This window comes from Corynebacterium sp. UMB8791 (assembly GCF_054166365.1).
In genome coordinates this window covers 62,858-89,336 of the sequence record NZ_JBSZCG010000157.1, presented here as the reverse complement: position 1 = coordinate 89,336, position 26,479 = coordinate 62,858, and the positions used below count along the sequence as shown (strand labels likewise).

The 26,479-nt window shown below is 60.7% G+C and carries 20 protein-coding genes; 6 read left to right on the top strand and 14 right to left on the bottom strand.

Annotation, left to right across the window (positions count from 1 at the left end):
• From ACXIUA_RS10915 to cas7g, 4 genes are all read right to left on the bottom strand, one after another.
• The coding region (locus ACXIUA_RS10915; protein ID WP_284818778.1) for a hypothetical protein at positions 1–1,025 on the bottom strand (1,025 nt) is incomplete at its 3' end.
• On the bottom strand, positions 1,022–3,715 hold the full coding sequence (gene cas3g / locus ACXIUA_RS10910) for a type I-G CRISPR-associated helicase/endonuclease Cas3g (protein WP_284818776.1): 2,694 nt from the start codon (positions 3,713–3,715) through the stop codon (positions 1,022–1,024). The genes ACXIUA_RS10915 and cas3g, both read right to left, overlap by 4 nt.
• A complete protein-coding gene (gene csb2, locus ACXIUA_RS10905) occupies positions 3,712–5,244 on the bottom strand; it encodes a type I-G CRISPR-associated protein Csb2 (RefSeq protein WP_284818774.1) in 1,533 nt (510 codons plus the stop codon). Before csb2 ends, cas3g begins: the two co-directional genes overlap by 4 nt.
• Before the next feature lie 2 nt (positions 5,245–5,246).
• On the bottom strand, positions 5,247–6,449 hold the full coding sequence (cas7g, locus tag ACXIUA_RS10900) for a type I-G CRISPR-associated RAMP protein Csb1/Cas7g (protein WP_284818772.1): 1,203 nt from the start codon (positions 6,447–6,449) through the stop codon (positions 5,247–5,249).
• A 441-nt stretch (positions 6,450–6,890) separates the two neighbouring features.
• Here cas7g and ACXIUA_RS10895 point away from each other — a divergent pair, with 441 nt between their 5' ends.
• The 4 genes from ACXIUA_RS10895 (at position 6,891) to ACXIUA_RS10880 (ending at position 13,378) form a co-directional block, all read left to right on the top strand.
• Entirely contained in the window at positions 6,891–7,112 is a 222-nt protein-coding gene (locus ACXIUA_RS10895) for a hypothetical protein (RefSeq protein WP_284818769.1), read from the top strand.
• 1,279 nt (positions 7,113–8,391) lie between these two features.
• The gene (locus tag ACXIUA_RS10890; protein WP_457976847.1) at positions 8,392–10,119 is read left to right on the top strand and encodes an ABC transporter ATP-binding protein; all 1,728 of its coding nucleotides are present in this window, start codon (positions 8,392–8,394) and stop codon (positions 10,117–10,119) included.
• Complete coding sequence (locus tag ACXIUA_RS10885; protein WP_457976846.1) at positions 10,119–12,071, top strand: ABC transporter ATP-binding protein; 1,953 nt, start codon at positions 10,119–10,121, stop codon at positions 12,069–12,071. Before ACXIUA_RS10890 ends, ACXIUA_RS10885 begins: the two co-directional genes overlap by 1 nt.
• 413 nt (positions 12,072–12,484) lie before the next feature.
• On the top strand, positions 12,485–13,378 hold the full coding sequence (locus ACXIUA_RS10880) for an ADP-ribosylglycohydrolase family protein (protein WP_457976845.1): 894 nt from the start codon (positions 12,485–12,487) through the stop codon (positions 13,376–13,378).
• 189 nt (positions 13,379–13,567) lie between these two features.
• On the opposite strand, the gene ACXIUA_RS10875 is transcribed toward ACXIUA_RS10880, so the two are convergent.
• From ACXIUA_RS10875 to ACXIUA_RS10850, 6 genes are all read right to left on the bottom strand, one after another.
• Complete coding sequence (locus ACXIUA_RS10875; protein WP_457976844.1) at positions 13,568–14,506, bottom strand: amino acid ABC transporter permease; 939 nt, start codon at positions 14,504–14,506, stop codon at positions 13,568–13,570.
• Positions 14,506–15,192, bottom strand: a complete 687-nt coding sequence (gene gluC, locus ACXIUA_RS10870; protein ID WP_070478673.1) for a glutamate ABC transporter permease GluC — start codon at positions 15,190–15,192, stop codon at positions 14,506–14,508. Before gluC ends, ACXIUA_RS10875 begins: the two co-directional genes overlap by 1 nt.
• A gap of 22 nt (positions 15,193–15,214) precedes the next feature.
• Positions 15,215–16,081, bottom strand: a complete 867-nt coding sequence (locus ACXIUA_RS10865; protein WP_256060219.1) for a glutamate ABC transporter substrate-binding protein — start codon at positions 16,079–16,081, stop codon at positions 15,215–15,217.
• Positions 16,082–16,097: 16 nt separating this feature from the next.
• Positions 16,098–16,826, bottom strand: coding sequence for a glutamate ABC transporter ATP-binding protein GluA (gene gluA, locus ACXIUA_RS10860; RefSeq protein ID WP_070361658.1), 729 nt, complete (start codon positions 16,824–16,826; stop codon positions 16,098–16,100).
• A 674-nt stretch (positions 16,827–17,500) separates the two neighbouring features.
• On the bottom strand, positions 17,501–18,046 hold the full coding sequence (locus ACXIUA_RS10855; protein ID WP_457976843.1) for a hypothetical protein: 546 nt from the start codon (positions 18,044–18,046) through the stop codon (positions 17,501–17,503).
• 144 nt (positions 18,047–18,190) lie between these two features.
• A complete protein-coding gene (locus ACXIUA_RS10850; protein WP_284818166.1) occupies positions 18,191–18,826 on the bottom strand; it encodes a hypothetical protein in 636 nt (211 codons plus the stop codon).
• A gap of 119 nt (positions 18,827–18,945) precedes the next feature.
• Between ACXIUA_RS10850 and ACXIUA_RS10845 the strand changes: the two genes are divergently transcribed.
• Positions 18,946–20,313, top strand: a complete 1,368-nt coding sequence (locus tag ACXIUA_RS10845) for an AAA family ATPase (RefSeq protein WP_457976842.1) — start codon at positions 18,946–18,948, stop codon at positions 20,311–20,313.
• Positions 20,310–20,930: a hypothetical protein gene (locus ACXIUA_RS10840; RefSeq protein ID WP_288857762.1), complete on the top strand. Its 621-nt coding sequence runs from the start codon at positions 20,310–20,312 to the stop codon at positions 20,928–20,930. The genes ACXIUA_RS10845 and ACXIUA_RS10840 overlap by 4 nt, the downstream gene beginning before the upstream one ends.
• A 208-nt stretch (positions 20,931–21,138) precedes the next feature.
• On the opposite strand, the gene ACXIUA_RS10835 is transcribed toward ACXIUA_RS10840, so the two are convergent.
• From ACXIUA_RS10835 to ACXIUA_RS10820, 4 genes are read right to left on the bottom strand one after another with little or no spacing between them, the layout of a single operon-like run.
• Entirely contained in the window at positions 21,139–21,870 is a 732-nt protein-coding gene (locus ACXIUA_RS10835) for a nitroreductase family protein (protein ID WP_457976841.1), read from the bottom strand.
• Between the two features lie 23 nt (positions 21,871–21,893).
• Complete coding sequence (locus tag ACXIUA_RS10830) at positions 21,894–24,704, bottom strand: FAD-binding and (Fe-S)-binding domain-containing protein (RefSeq protein WP_457976840.1); 2,811 nt, start codon at positions 24,702–24,704, stop codon at positions 21,894–21,896.
• 12 nt (positions 24,705–24,716) lie between these two features.
• The gene (locus ACXIUA_RS10825; protein ID WP_457976839.1) at positions 24,717–25,034 is read right to left on the bottom strand and encodes a hypothetical protein; all 318 of its coding nucleotides are present in this window, start codon (positions 25,032–25,034) and stop codon (positions 24,717–24,719) included.
• 4 nt (positions 25,035–25,038) lie between these two features.
• On the bottom strand, positions 25,039–26,391 hold the full coding sequence (locus ACXIUA_RS10820; RefSeq protein WP_256005759.1) for a TRAP transporter large permease subunit: 1,353 nt from the start codon (positions 26,389–26,391) through the stop codon (positions 25,039–25,041).
• Between the last annotated feature and the right edge of the window lie 88 nt (positions 26,392–26,479).

The following is a 26,479-nucleotide window of genomic DNA, read 5'->3' as shown; positions in this document are numbered from 1 at the left end:
AGTAGTTGGACCCTTCCTCGCTCGAAGTAGCGTTCGGGGGCCTTTGCCGGACTTACATAGATGCGGAATGTTGCAGCTGCTGGCACACCGTATGCGCGCAAGGACGCGATCGCTTGCTCCGGGAGGATGCCTTCCTCCGTCTTCCCTTCAGCCTGGGCGCCGAAGGCGTTGACTATGCCACTCCACGAAGAAGACAACACGATGCTTTCGAACCGCTCTGGACTTATCGGCGTAGTTGGTACTGGTAATACAGCCAACTGCGGATGATGGGCGGTATCCGGGTAGGCCCCTGGTGTGAACGTCACGTGCGAAATCCGGGGAACAACTGGGTACTGACCGATGCCTACGAGCGCAGCAAATGCGAGCGCCAGATCAGTTTCTCCGGGAGGGGTGAACCCCGATGGTGTTCGGGAGGCGTCGGCGCCAAAGGGATCTTCGATCTTGTCCCCTTGCCAACCTGCCAACACACGTTCCGGATCCCATGCTGCGAGCTCTTCCACGAACTTCGACAGTTTCTGGGAAACGAATTCCTCGCCAGCATTGCGGGTCTTCATTTCCCAGCGGGACGCCCCGTTATCAGGACGAGGGTCCTTGCCGTTGAACCTCCAGTAGGCAGCCTCACCGAGAGCCTGAATGAACTGTAGTCCCAACATGTCTGACTGTTCTTGCAGCTGGTCGAGATCCTTCGATCGAGCCTCCTGGTGGCGAGTCCAGTCCTCGGGGAACTTGGTGGGATTGATCGCTTTAAAGCGTGGACTGAAAGGAGAGAATGTCCCTTCGCCGTACTGGACTTGGGTTGTAGCCCAACCGTCATGCCAGCTCTGGCTGATCTGCGCTGCTGCTTCGGCAAGCTCAAGCGGAGTGACGTCCTCCATTTCGAGGACGCCTTTCGGAGTTGGGTCGTTATTCCAATGGGTGGTTACTGTTCCATCAGTGAGCGACCTTGCAATGAGGCTAAGACCTGCAAGAGCGAAGTGCGTCAACCCCGAGTAGATATCGCCTGCGACTGTGATTGAGTGTTTCATCGTCCTTCTCCTGAAATCTGAGCATCTGCAGCCCGCTCAAGGGACTCGCACAGCGCGAGGGTGTAAGCGCCGAACTTCCGCGTGAGGGTTCTGACGTTGCTCTCCCACTGCCCTTCTGTAAACAGTCGGTGAGCAGTTTCAGACCCTGGAGCGAGCTCTTCGGCGGTTTGCGGGAAGAGGTCGCGTCCTCTGCCGTGGCTTGCCCCAACAATGTGGACGACAAGCTTGTTGATGCGCTCATCGCCGGACAGCCGCTTCTCCTCAGCAATCACTGCTGAAAGTTGTTCGTGACGCCAACCGACAGGCAGCCCTGAGCCTGCCTTCGAACGAAGGATTTCCTGACGGCTCCGAGTGAGGCTCTTTGCCCAGGGGTGTGTGACATCAGGGTTCTTCAGCATGCGCTGGAATCGAGGATCCCGTTTTCCTTCATCATGCAGTTCAGCAGCGGTGATAATGTGTTGAGCAAAGGAGCTCTCCACCCCGAGACCATCGCAGATCTCACGCGCGCGTTGGGCGACGTCACGTTGATGATCCGCAAGCGTCGGAGGCACTTTGCCGCCTGGTTGCACGCGAGGTGTCCACTCCTGAATCGTTTCGGAGTCTGCTCGCAGTATCTTCGACTCGCGCCGGATGATCCAGGCAGCCATGTCGCCGCGCGGATCCTCGACGATAGAGGTAGAGATTTCGATACTCGGTGCCTGTGCTTCGTCGTCAGGGAACCGGGAATACCACAGCTCTGTGAACTCCGCCGGCGTCAGCTCGTGCGCGGCACGGAATAACTCGAGGTCGAGTTCTCCCTGATCCTTTGGTAGATACACTGTAACCCCATCGATACCTGCTTCCTCGGGTGTCCTCTTATCTCCTGCAGGGACCGATAAGACCTGCTCAGTAGTGATTGGGATATCAGCGGTGACAATGAGGACGTCGCCAGGCTTGAGGTCCTTGACCTCCTCCAGTACTTCAATCTCGCCGGCACGATAGACAAGCTGGGGAATTGTAGGGTCGGGGCCCAATGCTTCGGCTACCTTTGAAGCGACCTCCCTGACCGTAGTGATGCTTCCAGGAAAGACCTCATCAGCAGTCGGAGGGATTGTTCGAAGAAGCTCGATGGTGGCCTCCGCCGTCTGGGCGACAGTGTGACGAACCACTACCCCGGCCTGCGGAGTTTCGTCGGAGAGATCGTCACGCAGCCAAAACTCGAGTTCCATTGGGTGGGCGAGACGCTCGGAGGACTTTGCCAGGAGCTCTACATCGCGGAACTCGAGACGCTGGTATAGCAGGCGCCGCGGATCCGTTGCGGGTGCAGGGTGCTCGCCTACCTTAGCTGGATTGATGTCCTGTCCGTCCTTGAACTGGTTGATCCATGCAAGCCCATTACGTAAATCTTCTGCTGTATATGGGGGACAGTCCCGCTTCGGGGCTGCATCCTCTGTTGGTTGCAGAATGACCAGCTCAGCGTCATCGTACTTTCCGAGCCGGTTGAGTCGGCCAATACGCTGCTGAACTGCTGTTGCTGGGGCAAGCTCTGTCACCATGTACTGGAAGTCAACATCAACGCCTACCTCGAGCGTCTGCGTTGCTACGACAACATCAACGTCAGGATGGCCTTGGGGGGTGAAGATCCCCGGGTATTTCTTCTCGATGCCTTCTAGGTCGTGCGGCCGCAAACGACCGACCAGAAGTACTGCACGAACCTCTGCTTTCTTCAGCGCAGCGGAGATCTTGATTGCTGTGTCCACGTGGTTCACGATGCAACCAATGGTTCCCGTCCGGGTTTCGTCGTCGAGCCACTGCTCAATGCGGGCTATCGAACTATCGACGACGGCGCGATTCCCCATCTTGCCATTCCACTTCGGAAGCTGCTCATGGGTGATGCGCTTCGTGGCGTGAAGGCGCTGATGAAGAGCGTCGTCGCGGGGAAACTCAAGGTCATTGGGATCTACTCCGATAGAGGAGTACTCGGTATTGTGCGTAGACGGCGTCGCTGTCGTCTCGACTACCTGGAGTTCCGGAATCCCCGTTTTAGCTCCTGCTTGTTGGATATCTCGAATACGTCGCGCCGTTACCAGCAGCTGCCTATTGAGGTGTGCTTCATCGAGTACCACAACGGAGTCCATCGTCATGAGCGCGGTTTCACGTGGACGCGCATACAGCGTTGAACCGTAACCCTGGAAGAGCGCGCGTGAACCCCACATATCCGGCGTTGAGGCAATGACGGCGCAGCTCGAGAAGTCGCTAACAGGCAGTGAACGTGAGGTCAGACCGCCACGAAGCACTGACGCAACAAAAGGATGCCCTTGCCGGTTGCCGCTGAATGTCTGGAGTGCAGATGCCACTCGAAGAACAACATCCGATGCTGCTGCAGGGTCCCGCAGCGCCTCTTTGAGCATTGATTGGATAGAGAGTGCCCGCTGGTACTGGTTGTCCACAAGGCCGCGCCGGTTCACAACGGTATGTAGTCGACGTGGAATCCTGGGCGCATTCCCACACGCACTCAGCGCGTTGAGGAAAACGTGAACATCGACGACCGAAGACTTACCGGCGCCTGTTGGGGCGACGATTTGGTCTGGCCACACTCCGTGTTGCGCGACGTGGCCGACGAGTGCACGTTGCCAACTGAATGGTTTGTGCCCGCCATTCATTGCGGCAAAAAACTCGTCGAAATCATGTAACTGTATTGGTTCCATCATGACTCCTCTGTCTGTTCCGGAACGGGAAGCTCGATGTCGAGGGGATACAGCAGTCCCCCACCAAGGTGACGTGACTGGCCGAGCATTATCGCTGCTTGCGGATGGTGCAACCGCCCCAAGTCGAGAACAGCATCGTACGGCTGTACGGGGACGCCCTCCGGCGAATGGTGCGCGAACTTACGCACGGAGCGGGTGACGAGTTGCGTCTTGGCTACAACGACGTTGTGTTGTGCAACCTGGTCACGAAGAGAGATGTACCGCTTCGGCCCCTTCCCTTCTATGCTGAACCTGTCACGCCATACGAATCCTGTAGAGACCAGCGCTGAATCCGCGAGAGTCCATTCCGAGTCCTTATCGCGGATCCGCCGCAGCTCAGGAACGATGGGCATCTCGGTCGCCCAGAGACGGTGCTTGCCAGCTGCCGGTGCCGGCCAGAACCGGGTTCCAGATCTGGTGGTGTTTGCAAAGGATACACCGATTTTCCCTAAGCTGCTTGACCATAGATGCTGGATATGTACCGCTTCCTGTACTTGCTGCAGTTCTTCTGGTGAAGCACCGTTGGGTACAAAAAGCGTTAGTAGAGGGCCATTTTCTCCAAGCAGTTGGGCAAGCTCTGTCGGGATGTACTGGATGGAAAGCCGGTTTGCTGGGGGCAACACACCTTTGTTGTATTTCCCGGTAATCAGGGGGGCAGCGCCAAAACCAATCCGCGAAATCAGTGCCTTATGCATGCTGAGACACAGTGCGACGCGGTCGCGTTTGTCGACTTCTCGATCGAGATTGAACAAATACGCCGTCGCCCACGGCGCTGTTTCTGGCTCGCCTTCAACGGGCTCGTACCAAGTTTCACCGGTTGAAGCCTCTGACGGCTTTTCACTCGCCGGCTTCTGCCCCTTTGAGAACTTGTCACGGCTCAGCGATGGTGGTTTGGCTTTAAACCGCGCGTTAAACGCAGCGATCAGCGCATCAGTTCGGCCTTCGGCTGGCACAGAGCGCGAGTGAGCCTCGCGCGTGAAGCAGTTCGCCGTCGGAGAAAGCAACAGGTTCGGTTCAAAGCGCTCGGCGCTAATCGTGACTACGCTGTGGCTCTCGCCGAGGTACGGCACATCCTCAGCAAGAACTGTGAGTGTCTTAGCAACATCCTCTGGCACGTCATGCCACATGAAGCCGTAGTAGTCACGTACTGCGACGCCGTCAGAAATCGGGCGTGCTTCCACCTTTTTGCGAATCGAGTTCTTCGTAGCGTCGAATGTTCCTACATCTCTATACCCAATCCGGTGGGGACCTCGATTGAGGAGCAGTGTCTCAGGCTGGTACAGCCCGTTTGGTGGGTGTTTTTCAAGCCATCGCAGTGCTTTGAGCGACGCATCAGACGGCTGACCATCCTCGGACGTAGGCCCCTGACCAGCAGCAGCGAGAAGCGCAGCATGTAGTCGTAGGGGTGACGGCGAGTTTTCGACGGACCCGTCATTCCGATGCCCGTAGTAGGTGCCCAAAGGAAGCGACGCTTTCAACGTCAATTGGGCCATGATTACTCATCCTTTTCGCTTGGTTCGGCCGCTCCGGCGTAGATATCGGGGTTGCCGATGACTTCGCGGATCTGACCGTGCCAGTCAGCGACTCCAAGGGCCTCAGCGTGGTCGAGCGCCTCCTTGAGTAGCGCGTCAGCAGCCTCAATGGACAGCGGTGGTAGCTCTTTGTGCTCACCGTAACGCTGGTCAAGCTTGACGACGGGCGCTGCAACCTCAACGAGATCACAGTTGGAGCGGTAGTACAGTTCTTGCTCTGCACGGGCGATGAGCGCAAAGCCGAGGGCAGCGATGAGTGCACGGCCAGCAACGTTTTCTTCAGGGGTGCCACCGAAGCTGATCTGGCGCAACGCCGTGAAGCTGAGTACCCAGGAGCGAATCACGCGGGAGCAGGACACTCCTCCGAGCGGATCGAGTGAAGGGGCCAGTGCACCTACACCGACTGCGGAACCCGAGAACGTCTCATCTTTCTTGGCCTTCTTCACTTTGTCATGGATGCTCTTGAGCCTGCTTGCAGAAATCTCATCGGCCTGGTTATCGATGATCTTCTTGAAGGCAGCCGGGTCCAGCTGCACCGATGCCCCGACTGGGTCGACGCGTGCGCCACTGCGAGCCCCCTGCTGCTCGGAGCCTGGACGGGCCTGATCGGCGAGGACGCCGATGGTCTCTCCGGTGATCGAGCGTCGAATTCGAACTTGGTTCTCTGGACGGACGGAATCCCAACCACCGCAAAGGATTGCAATTGGCGCGGTGTTGAGGAGTGCTCGGTAGTTACGTGGCTTCGAGTCTCGAATCTCGCGGTACCAATCGGCCTGTGTAACGGGCTCACCCTCGTAGCTGCCGGCGCGGATGTGTCCATCAGCGAAACGGTGTGGCAGGTCAATATCGGTGAATGTCTCGTCGCCGTACGACAAAGCAATGCGTGGAATGCGGGAGATCAGTGGGTCGCCATCGAGAATAGAGTTGCTGATGCCTTGCTCGCCGCGGTTGGTTGACGACGCAGTGCTGTCAATAACCACAACTTCTGTTGGTTCGCCATTGATGTACCTGGTTTCGAATGCGAAGCAAGGCGAGCTCCCCTGCACGTACTTTGCTGGAGTGATGGATGCGTGCGACCCAGCCGCTGCAGAGAGCTCTGTGACGGATGACCAAACTGATGGGCCGCCAGGCTTACATGCTTCGAGAAGCTCTTCTAGATTCAACATAAGTGATCCTTTCGAAAATATGTGCAAACCCGCGCTTCTAATGTCCGGAGGCATTTCTATGCTTTGGGAAAGCACTTTGGAAACCAACGTTTGTCGGCTGATTGCAAGCATATCAGAAATATGATCCCCAAGAGCTACTGCACCAAGCAGACAGAGAGTAGAGTTAATTGGGGTAAGCCACGCGGCGGAGTACGAGTGTTTTCACTTCACCAAGCGGAGAGAGATCCTCAATGAAAGGCCGCGTGACGAACTCCAAGGCTACCCCACCCAATCGTGAAAGATGAAGGAGGAGAGAATGCGGAGTCGGCGTTACTCCTCGTGATGCTTGTATCAAGAAGCTAAATAGACGGTTTTGTATTGGAGTGCGTTGTACAGCGAGTATATTTAAGTGAATGCATTGTCAGCAGGATTTCCAAGCGGTTTCTGGGAGAAATTAAACTAATGTCGGGTGCTGAAAGTTTCCTTAACCGGCTTCGCACGTTCAACGTGGTGCTCGACTACAACCCCGAGTACCCACCCATCATGGGCTTGACCAGCACACCTGGTTTTGCCTACATACCAAGAACAGAAGAGGACGAAGACTTCATGATGAAGATTCGACGGGGGGTCAAAGTCACGCCCCTGGGCAATCGCATCTGGAGGCTTCCAGAGGTCAAGAATTAACTCGCGCTAGTTGATAGCTATTCGTATCCATCAGGAAGGGGCTTAAGGGACATTTTGTGTGTATAAATCTATCTGGTTTCCTGGGATGACCTCGGACAACAACCAGATATGGTTTTCAAAACAGTTCCATTCGCCCGTTTCGAGAAACCAACACCAAATGACGTCTGGTGTGTGGTATGAAGTCTGCGGGTAGCGCAGGGACCCCAGCGAGATCGAGTGCTCTAGGGGGGACTAGAACCAGCCGCCTGTGCGTTGGGCGGTCGCATATAGCCAAGGGGACGAGCAAAGCCCTTGACGTGCACAATTCTGGTCGCATAGAGGTATCGGGGGTTCCGGTCGACCTCATTGCGTCGACCAACCCAGGTCAGCGGTGATTTGGATGATTTTGGGGCTATTTTGCCGATTTTGCGCTGACCTGCGTTGGTAAACCGGAGTAGGTCGACGGGAAGAGGTCGACGGGCCGAAAGAATTCGATACCGGCATTGATCATCAGTGGAACCCAGCTTAGGCGTGAGAAGAGGGTGGGCTGGACGCGGCTAGTTACACACAAAATGTCCCTTATCGCGACACGCCGTAAAAACACACAAAATGTCCCTTAAGCCCAGGAAGGAAGGGTTGGGGGTGAGTACGACCACCCCAACAAAAAGGGCAGGCCCTCACGACGGTGAGGGCCTGGGACCTGTATAGTACGGGCGTTTTCCCGTTTCACTCCCGTCAGTATACGGCCTATCCGTTTCATATCCAATACGCACTACCGCCCCAACACAAATTGTTCCCGCGCCCGGGAACCATTTTGGGTTTCGGGCCTGTTCCGGTCGACCAGCCGCGGTATTTCCCCAGGTGGAGACGCCTGTCCACAAAGAACGTTCCCGGTTTTCAAAAAACATTGGGAACTTTCTCGTCGGCTCGGTCTGGGGGCAACCGCCCCACCCCCAACCAAAACAGCCCGCGCCGTACCGTAGTACCGCGCGGGCTGCCCCACCATGGGCCCCACCAGGCCCTTTAGGTTCGGGCCCCACCAGACCCGAAAGGAGGTCGTCACGCTGTTGCTGTCAGCAGAGACTAGCAATGTGACAGGCAATGGTGACTGACCGCGTTCCATGGTACCCGGTTGGCGCGGTGGGGGCGAAGTGGGCGTCGGAAAGGGAAAAGTGGGGCGCAAGCAAAAACGCAATTCTGTTCACAAAATCTCGAGCAAACTCATCATCACTACCTGTCCCCCCAAAAAATGACGCCTACAATCAAACTTTCCAATTCCACAATCTGTAAAGGACCGCCCATGGACCTCGTAAGGCTCCTGCGCAGGCACGCGCGCCCGTACCGCGGCGCGATGCTCGCGGTGGTGTTGCTGCAGGCAATCACGACTGCGGCGACGCTCTACCTGCCCAGCCTGAACGCAAAAATTATCGACGAAGGCGTCTCCCAAGGTGACGTCCCCTTCATCTGGCGTACCGGCGGCGTGATGCTTGCCGTGGCGTTTGTGCAGGTGATCGCGGCGTGCGCGGCGGTCTGGTTTGGGTCGAGGGCCGCGATGGGCACGGGCCGCGATATCCGCGAGGAGGTGTTTGGTCGGGTGTCGCGGTTCTCGGCGGAGGATATGTCGCACTTCGGTTCGGCGACGCTGATTACGCGCGGGACGAATGACGTGCAGCAGGTCCAGCAGGTGTTCTTGATGTTCTTGAACTTTATGGTTGCGGTGCCGATTATGATGGTTGGCGGCGTGGTCATGGCGGTTCGGGAGGATCCGGGCATGAGCTGGCTGGTCGCGGTCTCTGTGCTTGTGTTGGCGGTGGTTGTGGCGGCGCTGATCGGCCTGCTGCTTCCGTTGTTCCGCACGATGCAGTCGAAGATTGACCGTATTAATGGCGTGCTCCGCGAGCAGATCGCGGGCGTGCGCGTGGTCCGCGCGTTTACGCGGGAGGAGTTCGAGTCCGAGCGTTTCGACGCCGCCAACGCCGACCTCACGCGGTTGAGTCTGCGGATCGGCAATTTGTTTGTGATGATGTTCCCGGTGATCATGCTCATCCTGAACTTGGCGACGGCGGCGGTCCTGTGGTTTGGCGGCCACCGTGTGGATGCGGGTGAGGTGCAGGTCGGGTCGTTGACGGCGTTCCTGCAGTACCTCCTACAAATCCTCGCCGCGGTGATGATGGGCGCGTTCATGGCGATGATGCTCCCGCGTGCCCTGGTGTGCGCCACCCGTATCACGGAGGTGCTGAAGCACGAGCCGTCGCTGACCGAGCCGCACGCCAGCACAGCCAGCGCAGCCAGCGACCCGGCAAACAGCACCGTCACCTTCGAGGACGTGACCTTCACGTACCCGGGCGCAGAGGAACCGGTGCTGGACGGCGTCTCCTTCCAGGCCAATCCTGGTGAGACGACCGCGATTATCGGTTCGACGGGTTCGGGCAAGTCGACGTTGTTGGGGTTGATTCCGCGCCTCTACGCGCCGACGGGCGGTCGGGTGCTGGTTGGTGGTCGGGATGTGGCGTCGTTACGCCGTGGGCAGCTGGTGGATGCGGTGGCGATGGTGCCGCAGAAGCCGTATTTGTTCTCGGGGACGGTGGCGTCGAATTTGCGCGTGGCCAGCCCGGATGCGACGGATGAGCAGCTGTGGCGGGCGCTCGAGATCGCGCAGGCCACCTTCGTGGATGACCTCGAGATGCCGATTTCCCAGGGCGGCACGAACGTGTCCGGCGGGCAGCGCCAGCGCCTCTGCATCGCGCGTGCGATCGTGGAGCGGCGTGGCGTCCTCCTGTTCGACGACTCTTTCTCCGCCCTCGACATGACCACGGACGCCCGGCTGCGCGCAGCGCTCGCCGAGCACGTCGCCGAGGCGACGGTGATCGTGGTGGCGCAGCGTGTCAGCTCGATCCAGAACGCGGACCAGATCCTGGTGCTCGACGCCGGCCGCATCGTGGCCCGCGGCACCCACGATGAGCTGCTGCAGTCCTCGCCGACGTATCAGGAAATTGTCCGGTCCCAGCAGACTGTGGAGGCAAAATAATGGCTAACAACCAAGCCAAAGACCAAGTCGAACTCACAGACGAGGAAATCCAACAGCTCGAGGGCTCCATGGACGGCCACTTCGGCGGCGCCCCGCGCTCCGCGAAGAACTTCTGGCCGTCCGCGAAGCGGCTGGTCGGTCTGCTGGCCCCGCACAAGGCGTTGTTTGCCCTGGTGGTGGCGCTGGTGTGCGTGTCGGTCGGGCTGAATGTGTACGCCCCGCGCGTGATGGGCCACGCGATGGACGTCATCTTTTCGGGCGCGATCGGCGCGCACCTGCCCGCCGGCGCCACCCAGGAGCAGGTGATTGAGGGGTTGCGCGCGGGCGGCCAGGACACGTTCGCGGACATGCTGTCCGGGATGGATGTGACTCCTGGTGTGGGCGTCGATTTCTCGCGCCTCGGCGAGCTGATCCTGGCGGTGTTGGCGCTCTACGTCGGTGCCAGCCTGCTGATGTGGTTGCAGGGTTTCCTGCTCAACCGCATGGTCATGCGCGAGATTTACCGCCTGCGCGCCCAGGTGGAGGCGAAGCTGAACCGGGTGCCGCTGAGTTACTTCGACCGCGGCCAGCGCGGTGATATCCTGTCGCGCACCACGAACGACGTCGATAATGTGCAGCAGACGTTGCAGCAGGCGTTGTCGCAGGCGTTGCAGTCAGTGCTGATGGTGTTGGGCATCATGGCGATGATGTTTACGGTGTCGTGGCAACTCACCCTCCTCGCCCTCGTCTCGATTCCGCTGACGGCGCTGGTGGTTGGGGTGATCGGTAAGCGTTCGCAGCGGCACTTCAAGCAGCAGTGGCGCGCAACGGGCCAGCTCAACGGGCACATCGAGGAGTCCTTTTCGGGCCATGAGGTGATCACGCTCTTCGGCCGCCAGGACGCCTCCCAAGAAATTTTCGACGCCCGCAACCACGACCTCTACACCGCCTCCGCCTCCGCGCAGTTCCTCTCCGGGCTCATGATGCCGGTCATGCAGTTCATCTCCTACCTGTCCTACGTCCTCATCGCGGTCTTCGGCGGCCTGAAGGTCGCGAATGGTTCGCTGACGCTCGGCGCGGCGACGGCGTTCATCCAGTACTCGCGCCAGTTCAACCAGCCGCTCGGGGAGCTCGGCGGCATGGCCCAGATGGTGCAAAGCGGCGTCGCCTCCGCCGAGCGCGTCTTCGAGTTCCTCGACGCCCCCGAAGAACCCCGCGAGTCACACCCCACCCCCGAGCGCGCCTCCGGACACGTCCAATTTATCGACGTCCACTTCTCCTACACCGACACTCCCCTCATCCAGGACCTCAACCTCGAGGTGCAACCGGGCCAGAAGGTCGCCATCGTCGGGCCCACCGGCGCGGGCAAAACCACCCTGGTCAACCTGTTGATGCGCTTCTACGACATCGACTCGGGTCAGATTCTCCTTGATGGCGTCGATACGCAGTCGATGTCGCGCCAGGACTTGCGCAGCCAGGTCGGCATGGTGCTTCAGGACGCCACCCTCTTCGAAGGCACCATCCTGGAAAACATCCGCTACGGCCGTCTCGACGCCACCGACGAGGACGTGATCGCCGCCGCCAAAGCCACCCTTGTCGACCGCTTCGTGCACACCCTCCCCGACGGCTACCACACCGTCATCGACCAGGACGGCGGCGCCCTCTCCGCCGGTGAGCGCCAACTGATTACCATCGCGCGCGCCTTCGTCTCGAAGCCGTCGCTGCTCATCCTCGACGAAGCCACCTCCAGCGTGGACACCCGCACCGAGCTGATGGTGCAGCACGCCATGGCCGCCCTCCAAGCCGACCGCACCAGCTTCGTCATCGCCCACCGGCTCTCCACCATCCGCGACGCCGACCTCATCCTGGTCATGCAGGACGGCCACATCGTCGAGCAGGGCGATCACGCTTCCCTCCTCGCCCGCCGTGGCGCCTACTGGGAGCTCAACCAGGCCGGTTTCTCCGAGGATTAGCCTCCTCGGTGGGCCCGCTGAGGCCCCTCGCGCACCACATTCCCTCCCTGTCCCCCGCCGACCTGGGCTTTTCCAAACCCGGCTGCCGAAAAACCAGGAATTTGGTGCGCGTGTCCCCCGCCCAGACACCACATTCCTGTTTTTTGAGAGGGCGCCTCAGCGTTTCCCCAGGTCGTCAACTCCAAGTGAGGGAATTTGGTGCACTCCCCCTCGCCTCAGTGCCAAAGGACGCAACCCCCTTTTCACGACCTGGGCCTTTACCCCCTCTCCCAACAGGAATTGCGTCCTTTGGCACTGGCACCCCCACCCCGAACATAATTTCGCCTCATACGCCTGCCGTGTCGGTCCCGTTCGTATCCTGATACTTGCAACCCCCAATGACCCCCAGCAACCACCAGAGAAAGGAACCCATCATGGATCAGTCATTACGCGCGCGGGCCCGCGGCGCTATGTACGGCCAGATCATTGGCGATAACCTCGGCGCGATCGTCGAGTTCTCTTCCCCCGCGCAGATTCGGCGCAATTTCCCGGATGGTGTCCGCGAGCTGACTGGTGGCGGCCCGTTCAATGTCGCGCCGGGCCAGGCCACCGACGACTCTGAGCTGGCGCTGGCGCTTGCCCGCAGCATGGTGCGCTGCGGCGGGTATGAAGAAAAGGACGTGTTCGAGTCGTATGTGCGGTGGGCGGCGTCGTTCCCGCCGGATATCGGCAATACGTGTGCGGCTGCGCTTCGGCCACCGTTTGAGCCGAACTCAGCTAGCAAGTCGAACGGTGCGTTGATGCGGGTCAGCCCGATTGCCATCGCGTACGCGCACGACCCGCAGCTCGCCGGCGACCACGCCCGCGCCGACGCTCGCCTCACTCACCCCAACGAGTACCCGGTGGCCATCAACGGTATGTATTGTGAGGCGCTCGCACGCACGATCAGTGGTGAGGATCCTCGCGAGGCGCTGCTCGCGGCGGCTGGGGATGAGGCGTCGACAATTAGGGAGTTCATGCAGTACCTTCCCGTGGATGTTTATAGCCATCGCATGGGGTACGTGCAGTTCGCCTGGAATATTGTGTGCTATTTCGTCGCGAACGGTACCTCTTTCGAGGAGGACCTCGTCGCGATTGTCGGGATGGGCGGCGACACGGACACAAACGCCGCGATCGCCGGCGCGTTCCTGGGCGCGGTGTACGAGGAGGAGGGGATTCCTCGCAGGTGGCGCCAGATTATCGACGCCTACTCCACCCACAAAGCGAACCGCCCCGAGGAGTTTTCCGTCGAGGACGCCCTCGACCTGGTTGACGCCCTCCTCGCCTAGGCGCGCACCACATTCCCGTTTTTGAGAGGGCGCCTCCGCGTTTCCCCAGGTCGTCAACTCCACGAGGGGGAATCTGGTGCACTCCCCCTCACCCCAGTGCCAAAGGACGCATCCCCCTTTTCACGACCTGGGCTTTTACCCCCTCCCCCCAACAGGAATTGCGTCCTTTGGCACTGGAGTCCTCAGCAACTATTCGTCCGGGTTCCGGATCTCCACGTAGTCGGGGTCGTGCCAGTCGACGTTGACGTTGTCCTTGGTGTCCAACCCTTGGTCGGCTTCCTCGGGCACCTTGGCGAAGATGTTGCGGCGGGCGCGGCCGGCGCGCAGTTGGCGTTCGACGCGTTGGGCAAGCACCGTGAGTCCCCAGTTGATGAGGATCATGATGATGGCCACGACGGCCAGCGAGGCGAGGAAGTTCTGGTTGGCGGATGCGCTTTGGATGCCGGAGCGGACCACTTCGACGTAGCCGATCTGGTAGCCGAGTGCGGAGTCCTTGAGCGCGATGATCATTTGGGCGATCAGGGCTGGCAGCATCGCTGCGATGGCTTGGGGCAGCAGGATGGTCCGCATGGTTTGCCCGTAGGTGAGGCCGAGTGCTTCGGCGGCTTCGGTTTGGCCTTTGGGGAGGCTTTTGATGCCGGAGCGGAGGATTTCGGCGATGACGGACCCGTTGTACATGGTGAGTCCGAAGACGACGGCGGCGAACGCCAGGTGCTTTGGCGGGGCGAGGTGGTAGATGGCGAAGAGCTGGTAGGCGAAGATCATGAGGAGGAGCACTGGGATGGCTCGGAAGATCTCGACGATGACGCCACATACCCAACGAACAAAACGATTGCGGGAGAGCCTGCCTAGGCCGAGGAGGATGCCGACGGCCAGCGCGAGCAGGATGGATGCCACTGCTGCTTTGAGGGTGCCCATGAGGCCGGGGAGGATGTAGGTGGTCCAGGTTTGGGAGTTGAGGAACGGGGTCCATTTCGCCGCGGCGAGTTGTCCGTTGGCCTGCAGCTTCCAGAAGACCCATGCGGCAATGCCGAGGCAGACGGCAAGGCTGATGCCGGTGAGGATGCGGTTGGTGCGGCGGCCGTTGGGGCCGGGGACGTCGTAAAGTACTGTTGCGCGGACGCTCATTATTTTTTCACCGCCATGCGTTCGGAGAGGGCGCCAAGGGCGAGGCCGGTTGGCAGGGTGAGGATGATGAAGCCGAGTGCGAAGATCCCGAAGATGGGGAAGAGCATGTTGGCGTGGTTTTCGATGGTGGATTTCATCAGGAGGGATGCTTCGGCGACACCGATTGCGGATGCGATGGTGGTGTTTTTCGTCAGCGCGATGAGCGTGTTGCCGAGTGGCACGATGGCTGCGCGGACGGCTTGGGGGAAGATGATGTTGCTGAATGTTTGGCCGAAGCTGAGGCCGAGGGATCGGGCGGCTTCGGCTTGCCCGAAGTGGACGGTGTTGATGCCGGAGCGCAGCGATTCCGCGACGAATGCCGAGGTGTAAATGATGAACCCGAGTACGGCGAGGCGGAAGTTGTTATCTACCAGGAACGTCGCGGATTCTCTATCGGCAAGCGTGATGCCGAGGTTTTGGTAGAGCCCGAAGGAGCAGAAGATGATGATGAGGGTCAGCGGTGTGTTGCGCACGACGTTGATGTAGAACGTCGACATCGCGCGCAGCACGGGGATGGGTGCGACTCGCATCGCGGTGAGGATCGTGCCCACAATCATGGAGCCGATTGCGGAGTAGATGGTGAGCTTGATGGTCAGCCAGAAGGCCGCCCAGAGCTGCGGGCCCAGGTCGGACCAGAGTGTGGACATGATGTTCCTGCCTTAGGGGGTCTTACTGTTCGATGAAGGAGAGGTCGCCGGGGGTGCCTGCGGAGACTGCGTCGTCGCCGCCAAGATTCTTATCGACGAGGGCGTCGAACTCTCCGGACGTTTGCAGTTCCTTGAGTGCGTTGTTGATGGCGTCGGTGCCTGCGGTGTCGCCCTTTGCCAGGCCGATGCCGTAGTACTCGTCGGTGAATGGCTTGCCATCCTTGGTCATTTCGACGACCTTGAAGTCGCCTGGGGTTTGGGCGGAGTAGCCGAGCAGGATGGTGGCGTCGGTGGTCATGGCGTCGATGTTGCCCTGGCGGAGTGCTTCAACGCAGGAGGAGTAGGTGTCGTACTCCTGGAGCTGCACGCCTGGCAAGGCGTCCTTGACTTTCTGGGCTGGGGTGGAGCCGGTGACGGAGCAGAGGATCTTGCCGTCGAGGTCCTCGAGGCCCTTGATGTCGGTGTTGTCGTTGCTGACGAGGAGCGCCTGGTGCGTGACCAGGTATGGTCCGCCGAAGTTGACGGATTCGGAGCGGCCCTTGTTGATGGAGTAGGTCGCCGCGATGGCGCCGACCTCGCCGTTCTGGATGAGGGTTTCGCGCTGTGCGGATGGGCTTTCGCGCCAGGTGATGGTCGGTTCTGCCCAGCCGTTCGCCTTCGCGATGTGGTTGACCACGTACGTCGCCACGTCGACGTCGAGGCCGGACATGGTGCCGTCCGGGTTACGCAGGCCGAGGCCCGGCTGGTCATACTTGGTACCCAGGGTGACCTGGCCGGATTCGATCTGGCCGAGGAGGTCGGTGCCTTCGCCGGCACCGCCGCCACAGGCGACGAGGGTTGCGGCAGCAGCGGAGAGCGCGGCGGTGAGTGCGGCGTAACGGATGTTCATGGTGTTGTCCTTTCGGTTAGTGGGCCAGGATTTTGGCCAGGAAGTCTTTCGCCCTGTCGGTCTTCGGGTTGGTGAAGAACTCTTCGGGTGTGGCGTCTTCGATGATCGCGCCGTCTGCCATGAAGATGATGCGGTCTGCGACGCGCCGGGCGAAGCCCATTTCGTGTGTGACCACGAGCATCGTCATCCCCTCGTTGGCGAGGTTGGCCATGACATCAAGCACTTCATTGACCATTTCGGGGTCGAGGGCGGAGGTGGGCTCGTCGAAAAGCATGACTTTGGGTGACATGGCGAGCGCCCGCGCAATCGCGACGCGCTGCTGCTGCCCACCCGACAGTTGCGCCGGGTACTTGTCCGCCTGATTCGCGATGCCCACGCGGTCCAGCAGCTCAATCGCCCGCTTCTCGACGTCCCCCTTCCCCTGCTTCCGCACCTTCAACGGACCAAGCGTCACGTTGTCCTTGATGGTCAGGTGCGGGAACAAGTTGAAGGACTGGAACACCATCCCGACGTCCGCCCGCAACTTCGCAAGGGCCTTGCCCTCCTCTGGCAGCGGGACCCCGTCGATGGTGATGGTGCCTTCGTCAATCGTTTCGAGCCTGTTGATCGTGCGGCACAGCGTCGACTTCCCCGACCCCGACGGCCCGAGCACCACCACTACCTGGCCCTTCGGCACAGTAAGGTTGATGTCTCGAAGCGCGTGGTAGTCGCCGAAGTGCTTCTGTACGCCCGCTAGGTCAATCATGGCTTCACTGGAGCTATTGCCCGACCCACTCTGGGCAGTGAATGTGCTGTGTGTCATATCGGGCAGGTTAGTGGCCTGGCCCACACTTTGTATAGTTCTCGGGTGCTTTTCGCCCGAAAGTTCACCCCCACTGCCTGAACTGCGCGCCTACTTCCCTTCCGGTTCGCAGCCGACCTGAGCTTTTGATCTCACCCCCACGAGGAATTGCGTCCTTTGGCACTCACTCCCCTGTCGCGCGCACCACATTCCCTCCCGTACCCCCGCCGACCTAGGCTTTTCCAAACCTGGCCGCCGAAAAACCAGGAATCTGGTGCGCGTGTCCCCCGCCCAGACACCACATTCCCGTTTTCCGCCAGACCCCCTCGGCGTTTCCCCAGGTCGCCAACTCCACGAGGGGGAATTTGGTGCGCTCCCCCTCACCCCAGTGCCAAAGCACGCAACCCCCTTTTCACGACCTGGGCTTTTGCCCTCACCCCCACCAGGAATTGCGTCCTTTGGCACTGGCACCCCCGATGGGACACCACATTCCCTCCCGCGCCCTAGCTGACCTGGTCTTTTCCAAACCCGCCTGCGAAAATCCTGGAATTTGGTGCGCGCCCCCTAGGCTTCTAGCCCAAGCGCATAAAAAATGGGCGACCCACATGGGTCGCCCACATCTATCGGTGAGATGCTTCTTAGAAAGGAAGCGCGTCGCGCACTGCTGGTGGCAGCATCGGTGCAACCTGTGGCAGGGCCACTGCGATCAGGGCGATCAGCGCGAGAACGGAGCCACCAGCTACGGCACCGATGCCGTAGTTGTTCAGCTTGCCGTCAATGGAGCTGAGGGTGGACTCGATCTTGGAGCTGGATGGGGAGAGGTCCTTGCCAGCTGCGCAAGCGCGAAGTGCTGGGGCGGTGGCGTTCAGGGTGGCGAGCTTTGCGTCGATCTCCTTGAACTTCTTGTCGGCGTCTTTCTGCTTGATCTTCTTGTCCTTGAGCTGTGCCTCGACCTCAGCGCGCTCCTTGACCAGTTTGGCCGAAGCCTCGATGTCCTTCTTCAGCCGTGCGTCAGCCTCAGCCTTGGTGAATTCCTTCGTTTCGGCCTTGTCGCCTTCCTTGGCAACCGGGTAGGTGATCTTGCACTTGGTCTCCTGTGGCTGGTTGTCAGCTGCCTGTGCTGGAGCGGCCAGGCCACCAGCGATGACTGCCGAAGCAACTGCGGCGGTGATGATCTTCTTCATGTGAACCTCTTTTCAGGGGTAAGAAATAAGGGGCTTTAGGTGAACTACCTAGCTCGAAAATATATTGAATCCCCACTATTCGGGAAACAGTTTTTCGATAAATGTTTGGAGTTCATCCCCTAACTACCCCCGAAATAGGTGCGCCTAGAACGGCAGCTTCGGCGCCAATGTTGGGAATACCACGGTCACGAGTGCGGCCGCGCCGAGCACTACTGCGAGGAAGATCCCGGCGAGTGGGCCAGCGACGCTGAGCCAATCGCGCATCTCTGCTGGGCTCACATCTTTAATGCTACTTCCTTCGCTGTTGCCGATTGACCCGGTCTGCTTTGGTGCAGTTTGCTTTGGCCGTGGGCTTGTGGTCTTAACTGTCCATTTCCCGTGATTTTCGCGCTGAGAGCAGGCTTTCAGGGCAGGCTCGAAAGCGCGAAGGAACTTGAGCTGGGAGTTGAGCTGTTTAAGTTGTTGTTCGTCGGCTGTGCCGATGGTGGTGGCGTCGAGAAGTTCGGAGCGCTGCTTGGTGAGTGCGGTGACCTCCTGATCGAGGAGCGCCAGCTTTTCGGATGCTTCTTGTGGCGTTACCAGCGCGAATGCCTCGCGTAACCCATCCTCCGAAAGTGCTTTCTTGGGTGCGATGGTGCTTGCTTTGAGGCTGGGAAGTTCGTCGTCGAACAGGGTGAACGTGCAGGTGCCATTCCGGTACTCAACGTTCGCTGCGTGTGCTGGTGTTGCGGTCGTAGCCAACAGGGCTACGGCGGTTGCGGAAGTAATGATTCGCTTCATGTGGTGTCCTTTCCTGTCGGGGAACCTGATGGTTCAGGTTCTTCAAGAGTTTGACGCTGCGTCGCGCGCTTTGGTTCCATCGCGTCTTTGACTCGGTAGGCGTGGGTTAGTATTTCGGTATGCTTACCCACTTTGAAGTTGATGGGTTTAAGAACCTGCGCAACCTTGCTATCGACCTCGGCCCTTACACGTGTGTCGCCGGGGCGAATGCTATTGGTAAATCTAATCTTTTCGACGCCCTCCAGTTCCTAGCGCTCACTGGGTCGCGGACGTTGAATGAGGCTGCCATCAAGATCCGGGGCAATGGCGGCGACGTGCGCGATATTTTCGCGCCGGGTGGCAAGATGTCGTTTGCTGCGGAGATGATTACGGAGAAGGAGTTTGAGGATTCCTTCGGCAAGTCGATTACTGCTGATCAGACGTATCTCCGGTATGAGGTTGATCTTGAGCTGCGGGACGTGACTGTTGGCAACAATAGGAACGTTTCCAGCATTGTTGTCACCCGTGAGGAGCTAAAACCGCTCACGAAGGCGGATGCTCGAGATCAGCTGGGTTGGGCAAAGAAAAGCTTTGTTGAGTCTGCGATCATGGGCGGACGTCGAAAAGCGTTTATTGAGACGAGTGAGCAGGAACGACAAATCCATGTGCGGCATGGAAGTCAGGGAAGGCCGTCGTTGGTGTCGCTGAGCGGGGATGCGCCGGCCCGTACTGCGCTGTCGGTGTATGGGCAGCAGGACCAGTATCCGGTGATTATGGCGGCGCGCCGGGAGCTGGATGCGTGGATGTACCTTTCCCTTGAGCCGAGTGCCATGCGCGCGCCGAGCGAGGCGTTGGCTCCCGACTTTATTAGTGCGAAGGGCGGGAACCTGCCGAAGACGTTGGATCGTCTTGTGGGACAGTCGCCGGATCATGATGTGCTTGCGGAGCTTGCTGACATCGTCGGAGATCTTGTCGATGTGCGCAGCGTTACGGTGGACTTTGACGAGGCACGCCAGGTGTTTACGCTGCAGGCGCAGGTCGGTAATGGCGGTGTGGTGTCTGCCCGTTCTCTTTCTGACGGGACGCTGCGCTTTCTGGTCCTAGGCACGATCTTGCTTGACTCCGGTGGGAGTCGCCTGATCTGCTTCGAAGAGCCCGAGAACGGCATTCACCCGTTAAAGATCCAGGCGATGTATTGGCTGTTGCACGATTTGAGCGTGGACCCTGAGGAAGCAATCGGGTCGGAGAATCCGCTTCGTCAGGTCATCGTGAATACCCATTCACCAGCATTTTTAGCGCTGCACAAAGACAATTTCGATGAGCTACTGCTGGGGTCGAAGGATCCGATGAATGGCTCGCTGGTCCTCACCCCGGTGGTGGCGGAGGGGAGCTGGAGGAAGTCGAAGGTGAAGGCTTCGGCTGCGAACGTTGAGGAGCTTCTTCGCGAGTCGTTCCCGGAGCTCAGCTTCCGTGAGCTCTTTGTGGCAGACGATGAGGGGGATCGATGAGTAGGCCGCTGTACTGTTTGCTCGTTCGCGAGGGCACCAGCGACGATGGCTTGATGAGCCCGCTCAAGGCGCTCCTCATCGATCTCGGATTCGGGGCTGACTCCCAAATTGTTGCTCAGCCTTTCGCGGGGTCGAAGCGCACGGCTGATGTCCTTCAGCTCATCGTGGATCAGGGTCAAACACCAGACATTGTTTTTGTTCATCGGGATGCAGACAATGACGGCTATGAGCGCCGTGAGCTTGAAGTCCACCAGGCGTCCGAAGAGGTCAGCCCGGAGTTCGCGGTTGTTCCCGTTGTGCCGGTGAAAATGACTGAGGCGTGGGTGCTCCACGCACTGCACAGTCCGCAGTATCAGGCACAGCTGGGGATCAACATTCCTGCGAAGGATCTGCCAGCCAGGAAAACTATCCCGAATATCGCGGCGAAGGATCGGCTAAAACAGCTTCACGACGCCCACTTCGCCACCCGCGGGCGCCGAAAGCGAAAGCACGATTCCCGCTTCACGACGGACCGGTCCCGCTGGGTGGAGGCACTTACCGATGTGAGCTTTTTGGAGGGGTGCGAGTCCTTCGAGCGTCTGCGTGAGGAGATCCTCAGCGCACAAACAGGCCTCTAGCCTCACTCACTCCCTCCCGATGGGACACCACATTCCCGTTTTCCGCCAGACCCCCTCGGCGTTTCCCCAGGTCGTCAACTCCAAGTGAGGGAATTTGGTGCACTCTCCCTCACCTCAGTGCCAAAGGACGCAACCCCCTCTTCACGACCTGGGCTTTTACCCCCTCACCCAACAGGAATTGCGTCTATTGGCACTCGCTCCCAAAAAACTAGATCTCGAACCCCTGCCGCCGCGCGACATCCAGGGACCCGTCCTGCGGCACGGCGTGCGTGGGTAGCCCTGCGCGGACTTGGCGGAAGAAGTTGTCTGACCTGCGGTTTTGGTCGCGGAGGTCGTAGTAGGTGGTCATCTCCTGGTCGTACTCCCCCAGCGCCTCCTCCCAGCTCGCGGGGGCCTGGTAGGTGTTTTCCATGACGCGAAGCCGCGCCGGGATGCGTGGCTTGAGCTGCGGTTCTTGGGCGGGCCAGCCCAGGGTCAGCCCGACGACTGGGAAGGTAAAGCGTGGCAGTTCCAGCAGGTCAACGACGGCTTGGAGGTCGTTGTGGATGTTGCCGAGGTAGTTGGCTCCCATCCCGAGCGATTCCGCCGCGTTGACAACGTTTTGAGCCATGAGGCAGGCGTCGGTAAACCCTTCGACGAATGGACGGGTGTGCCCGGCCGCCGAAGGCTCCTCCAGCAGTGCCGCGTTGCGCGCAGTGTCCACGATGAACAGCAGGTAGACGGGTGCGCGCCCGACATATTCCTGCTGCCCGATCTCCGCCAGCCTTCGCTGCAGGTCGGCGTCGGTGACGTGGATGATGCTGGCCTGTTGCAGGCCACGCGAGCTGGCGGTGCGCATCGCGACCTCGAACAGTTGGTCCAGCACCTCCTTATCGACGCCCCTCCGCTCAAACTCGCGGATCGTCCTGTGCTGTAGCTGGTGTTCGATGGTGTGGTTCATGCCCACACGCTACTTGAAATCGGCTACCCGAGCTCCTCCCGCAGCACATCGCGCACGATTTCGGCGACGTGCTGCGCCTGGGTGCCGGTGCCCTGCTCGACTTGGGTGCGGCAGGAGAAGCCGTCGGCGACGACGGGGCCGTCGTGTTCCCTCACGCGCGGGAACAGTTCGCGTTCTCCCAGCTCCAGCGACATTTCGGCGTGGCCGTCTTCGAAGCCCCAGTTGCCGACGAGACCGCAGCACCCGGTTTGGATCTGTTCCTCGTCGTAGCCGAGCGCCGCCAGGATCAGGGAGGACTGCTGCGGGTCGCCGAGTGACTTCTCGTGGCAGTGGACCTGGGTGAGGATGCTGCCGCTGTGCTTGCGCACCTTGCCCTCGGCGACGAGCTCCTGGATTTTCGGCGCGACGATTTCGGCGAAGGTGTGGGTGGCTTCGGCGAGTTCGCGGACGGCGGGGTCGGCGGTTTGGGTGGTGGCGTCGTGTTGCAGCATGACGGTACACGACGGCTCCAGCGCGACAACTTGCAGCCCTTGGTCCAGGTACGGCTTAAGCACGTGCGCGGAGTGTTCGAGCACGCGCCGCGTCATCGCGAGTTGGCCGGTGGAGTGCCAGGTCAGGCCGCAGCAGACGAAGCCGTCGGGGATGATGACCTCGTAGCCGAGCATCTCCAGCGTTTCGACGGCCGCTCGCGCCGGGCCGGTGTTGAGTTTGTTGTTGAAGCTGTCTGGCCACAGCACAATCCGCTCACGCGAAGTTCCCGAACCAGCAGCCCCCGAACGCTTCCGCGCCCACTTCTGCAGCGACTCCGGCGCGAAGCTGATGAGCGGCCGCCCGGTGTCCACGCCGCCGAGTTTCGCGACGGCCGTCGAGACGCCGGGGGCGTGGAGGGCCCAGTTGGTGATGCGTGGCACGAGCGGGAGTTTGTGGGCGATGTGGCTGAGGATTGGCAGCCAGCCCATGAGGTAGTGCACGCGTGGGCGGACGCGGCCGGCGTAGTGGTCGTTGAGGAACTCTGCTTTGTAGGTGGCCATGTCCACGTTGACGGGGCATTCGGAGGCGCACGCTTTGCAGGAGAGGCACAGGTCGAGGGCAGTGGTGGCGTCGTCACCTGTGATGGTTTCGCCGCGGAAGAGTTCGGAGAGGATGCGGGCGCGGCCGCGGGTGGAGTGGATTTCGTCGTGGGTGATTTGGAAGGAGGGGCACATGGAGCCGTCCATGGAGCGGCAGGCGGAGACGCCGACGCAGCGGTTGACGGCGTCGGTGAAGCTGCCGTTGTCGCGTGGGAAGAGTTGGACGGGTGTGATTTCGTGGGTGCGTTGGGCGGGTTCCATGCGCAGGCCGTCGGTGACGGCGTCGGCCCAGACGAGGACGCCGGGGTTCATGATGCGTTGCGGGTCGAAGAGCAGTTTGAATTCTTCGAAGATGGCGCGCATTTCGGGGCTGTACATGGTGTGCAGCAGGGATGAGCGTGCGCGGCCGTCGCCGTGTTCGCCGGACAGGGACCCGCCATGCTTGGTGACGAGTGTGGCGGCGTCGTTCATGAAGTTGTTGAAGTTGGTGATGCCCTCTGTTGAGTGGAAGTCAAAACTGATGCGGACGTGGACGCAGCCTTCGCCGAAGTGGCCAAATGGGATGCCGCGGTAGCCGTAGGTGTCCATGAGGGCGTAGAGTCCGCGCAGGTAGCTGGCCAGGTTTTCGGGCGGTACGGCGGAGTCTTCCCAGTTGGGCCAGGCTTCGCCGCCGTCCGGGAGGCGGGTGACGGTGCCTGCGGAGGCTTCGCGGATGCGCCACAGCGCGCGGGCTTCGGCGTGGTCGCTGACGACGACGGCGCCGGTGTGTTCGACGGTGGTGGTGAGCGCTTCGGCGGCGGCGATGGCTTCCTCGAGGGTGTCGCCTTCGGTTTCGCAGTAGAGCCAGCCGCCGGCGTGGGGTTGGCCGGGGAGGTTCTCGCCGGCGTGTTCTTGCCCGTTTTTGCTGCGTAGCGCGTCGAGGAGGTCGCCGCCCATGCCTTCGATGGTGGCCACACCGGGTTGGCGCAGTTTGGGGGCGGCGTCGGCGGCGGCGAAGACGTCCGCGAAGGAGAGCACGGCCAGTGCGGTGTACTTCGGCTTATCGACGAGCCTCACGGTCATCCGCGTAATCACCCCGAGGGTGCCTTCGGACCCGGCGATGGCTTTGGCCATGTCGGTGCCCAGGTAGTGCAACCCGTACCCGGAGACTTGGCGCGGGAAGCGCCCGAGTTCCCGCTGGATCAGTTCCTGGTTTCGGGTGTAGAGGTCGGAGAGGGCGTCGTGAAGTGTGGGGTCGTCGCAGCCGTCGGCGCTGAAGGTGACTTCCCTGCCGTCGGCGAGCGCGAGTGTGATGTCGACGAGGTTGTCGGCGGAGGTACCGTAGGCCACCGAGTGGGAGCCGCAGGCGTTGTTGGCCACCATGCCGCCGATGGTGCAGCGGGAGTGGGTGGATGGGTCGGGGCCGTAGGTCAGGCCGTATGGTGCGGCGGCGTCGCGGAGTTGGTCGCAGATGACGCCGGGTTCCACGGTGGCCGTTTTGGCCTCCGGGTCGATGTTGAGGATGCGGTTGAAGTAGCGGGAGGTGTCGATGACCAGGCCGTCGCCGATGGCGTTGCCCGCCACGGAGGATCCACCACCACGCCCCACGATGGACCAGCCGCGTTCGCGTGCGTAGGCGATGCCGCCGAGCACGTCTTGTGCGCTGCTGGGTTCGAGTACTGCCGCCGGGACGCGTCGGAAGAGTGATGCGTCAGAGGAGTAGGCGGCCCGGGTTGGCATGTCTTTGCGGAGCTTGGCCCGGATGGCGTGTGGCGTGGTGTTCATGCGTGTCCTCTATTATTCTGCGCTGTTTTCGTTGCGGTCGCGGTCGTGGTCGCGGTGCTCGTGGAACTGCACTTCTTTGTCGCGTTTGCGTTGTTCGCGTTGTGCTCGGAGCGCTTCTGGGCGGTAGCCGAGCACGAATGCGGATACTGCACAAAGTGTAGCTGCGCCGAAGACCCATGGCGCGAGCGCCGCTTTGGCGCCGGTGATGGTGTCGCCGCTGCCGGTGACAAGACCGACTGCCTGAATGCCGACGAGTGCGAGTCCGCCGAGGAGGAACGCGGCGAGGAAGAGGTAGAACAGGATGTAGAAGAGCTTGAAGATTGGGTTCATGGGTTTACGCTCCTGGTACGTAGACGGGGACCATGCCCATGCCGACGAGCCACGCCAGCAGGATCATCGGCAGGACGAAGTAGATGATGAGCGGGATGAACATCTTGGTCGGGTTGGCTTCCGCCATCGCGGCCGAGAGGTAGATCGGCGCGCCCACGGGTGGCGACGCCCCCTCCGTCGATGTGCACAGCAGGGTGACGACGATCGCCACCGTCGGGTCGATGCCCACCGCGGTGAGCGCCGCGACTGCCGGGGCACCGATGGCGGCTGCCGTCGCAGTGGAAGACAGCGGGGTTGCCACGACGACGGCGAGCACGCCGACGACGAGGATCATGACCCACTTCGGCAGGTCCATCGCCCCGAGCGTGTTGGAGAGCTGGTCGCCCACGCCGAGTTCCTCCATGATGGACGCGGCCGCGAGCGCTGCGAACAGCGAGATGCCGACGGTGGCGAAGCTCGGTAGGTCACGGACGATTTGCGCCCTGAACTGGGCGTTGTTGCGGCGGATGCGGCCGGCGCCCTCGATGAGGGCGATGAGCGTGATCAACACCGGAACCCACACGATGATGGAGATGGCCTTGATGCCGTCCTCGCCGACGCCGGTGGAGTTTTTGAACCAGTTGGCCAGCGGGCCGATGGTGAGCAGCACCGGGATGATGATGCCGAGGAAGATCGACGGCGAGCGCCACCCCTGCGCCCACGCCTGCCCGAACGGCACGATCTGGTCCTTCGGGGTCTTGGGGATGCGGTCCTTCTTGGTCCAGAAGAACACGACCGCCAGGCGGTAGAGCACCGCATACGCACCGGCACAGGCCAGCGCCACGTACACCTGGCTTGCCGACGACGCCGCAGCCGCCGGCATCGCCAGAATGATGAACATGGTGGAGTTCGGCGGCAGCGCCACGCCCAGGCCGGAGTTACCTGCGACAAGGGTCGCTGCCCTGTTGGAGGAGAAGCCGGTCTGCTTCATCCACGGGATGGTCACGGAGCCGACCGTGGCGGAGTTGCCAGCGGTCGATCCCGCGATGAGGCCCATCATCGCCGAGGCCAGGGTGGACACGTAGCCCGCCCCGCCGCGCAGCCGGCCGAAGATCGAGTTCAGGATGGTAATCAGCCTGTCAATCAAGCCCGTCGACTGCACAATGATCCCCATGAACACGAACGCCATACCGGCGAACGTGACCTCCGAGGAGACGGCCTTTTTAATTCCCAGCCATAGCAGCTCTGGCGCCCTCGTTCCGCCGACGAGCGCCACGCCGACCAGGCCGATCAGCAGCGCTTCTGCAATATTGCGCTTTAGCAAAACATTGAACACAACCGTGATCGCGATGAACACTATCAACGCAACGATGCCCATGTTCACTCCCTTCAACTCCAATTAGTGACGCGGCACACATTACGCGCTGCATGTTGCTGTAGCTACAAAATCCAACTAATTATCGACG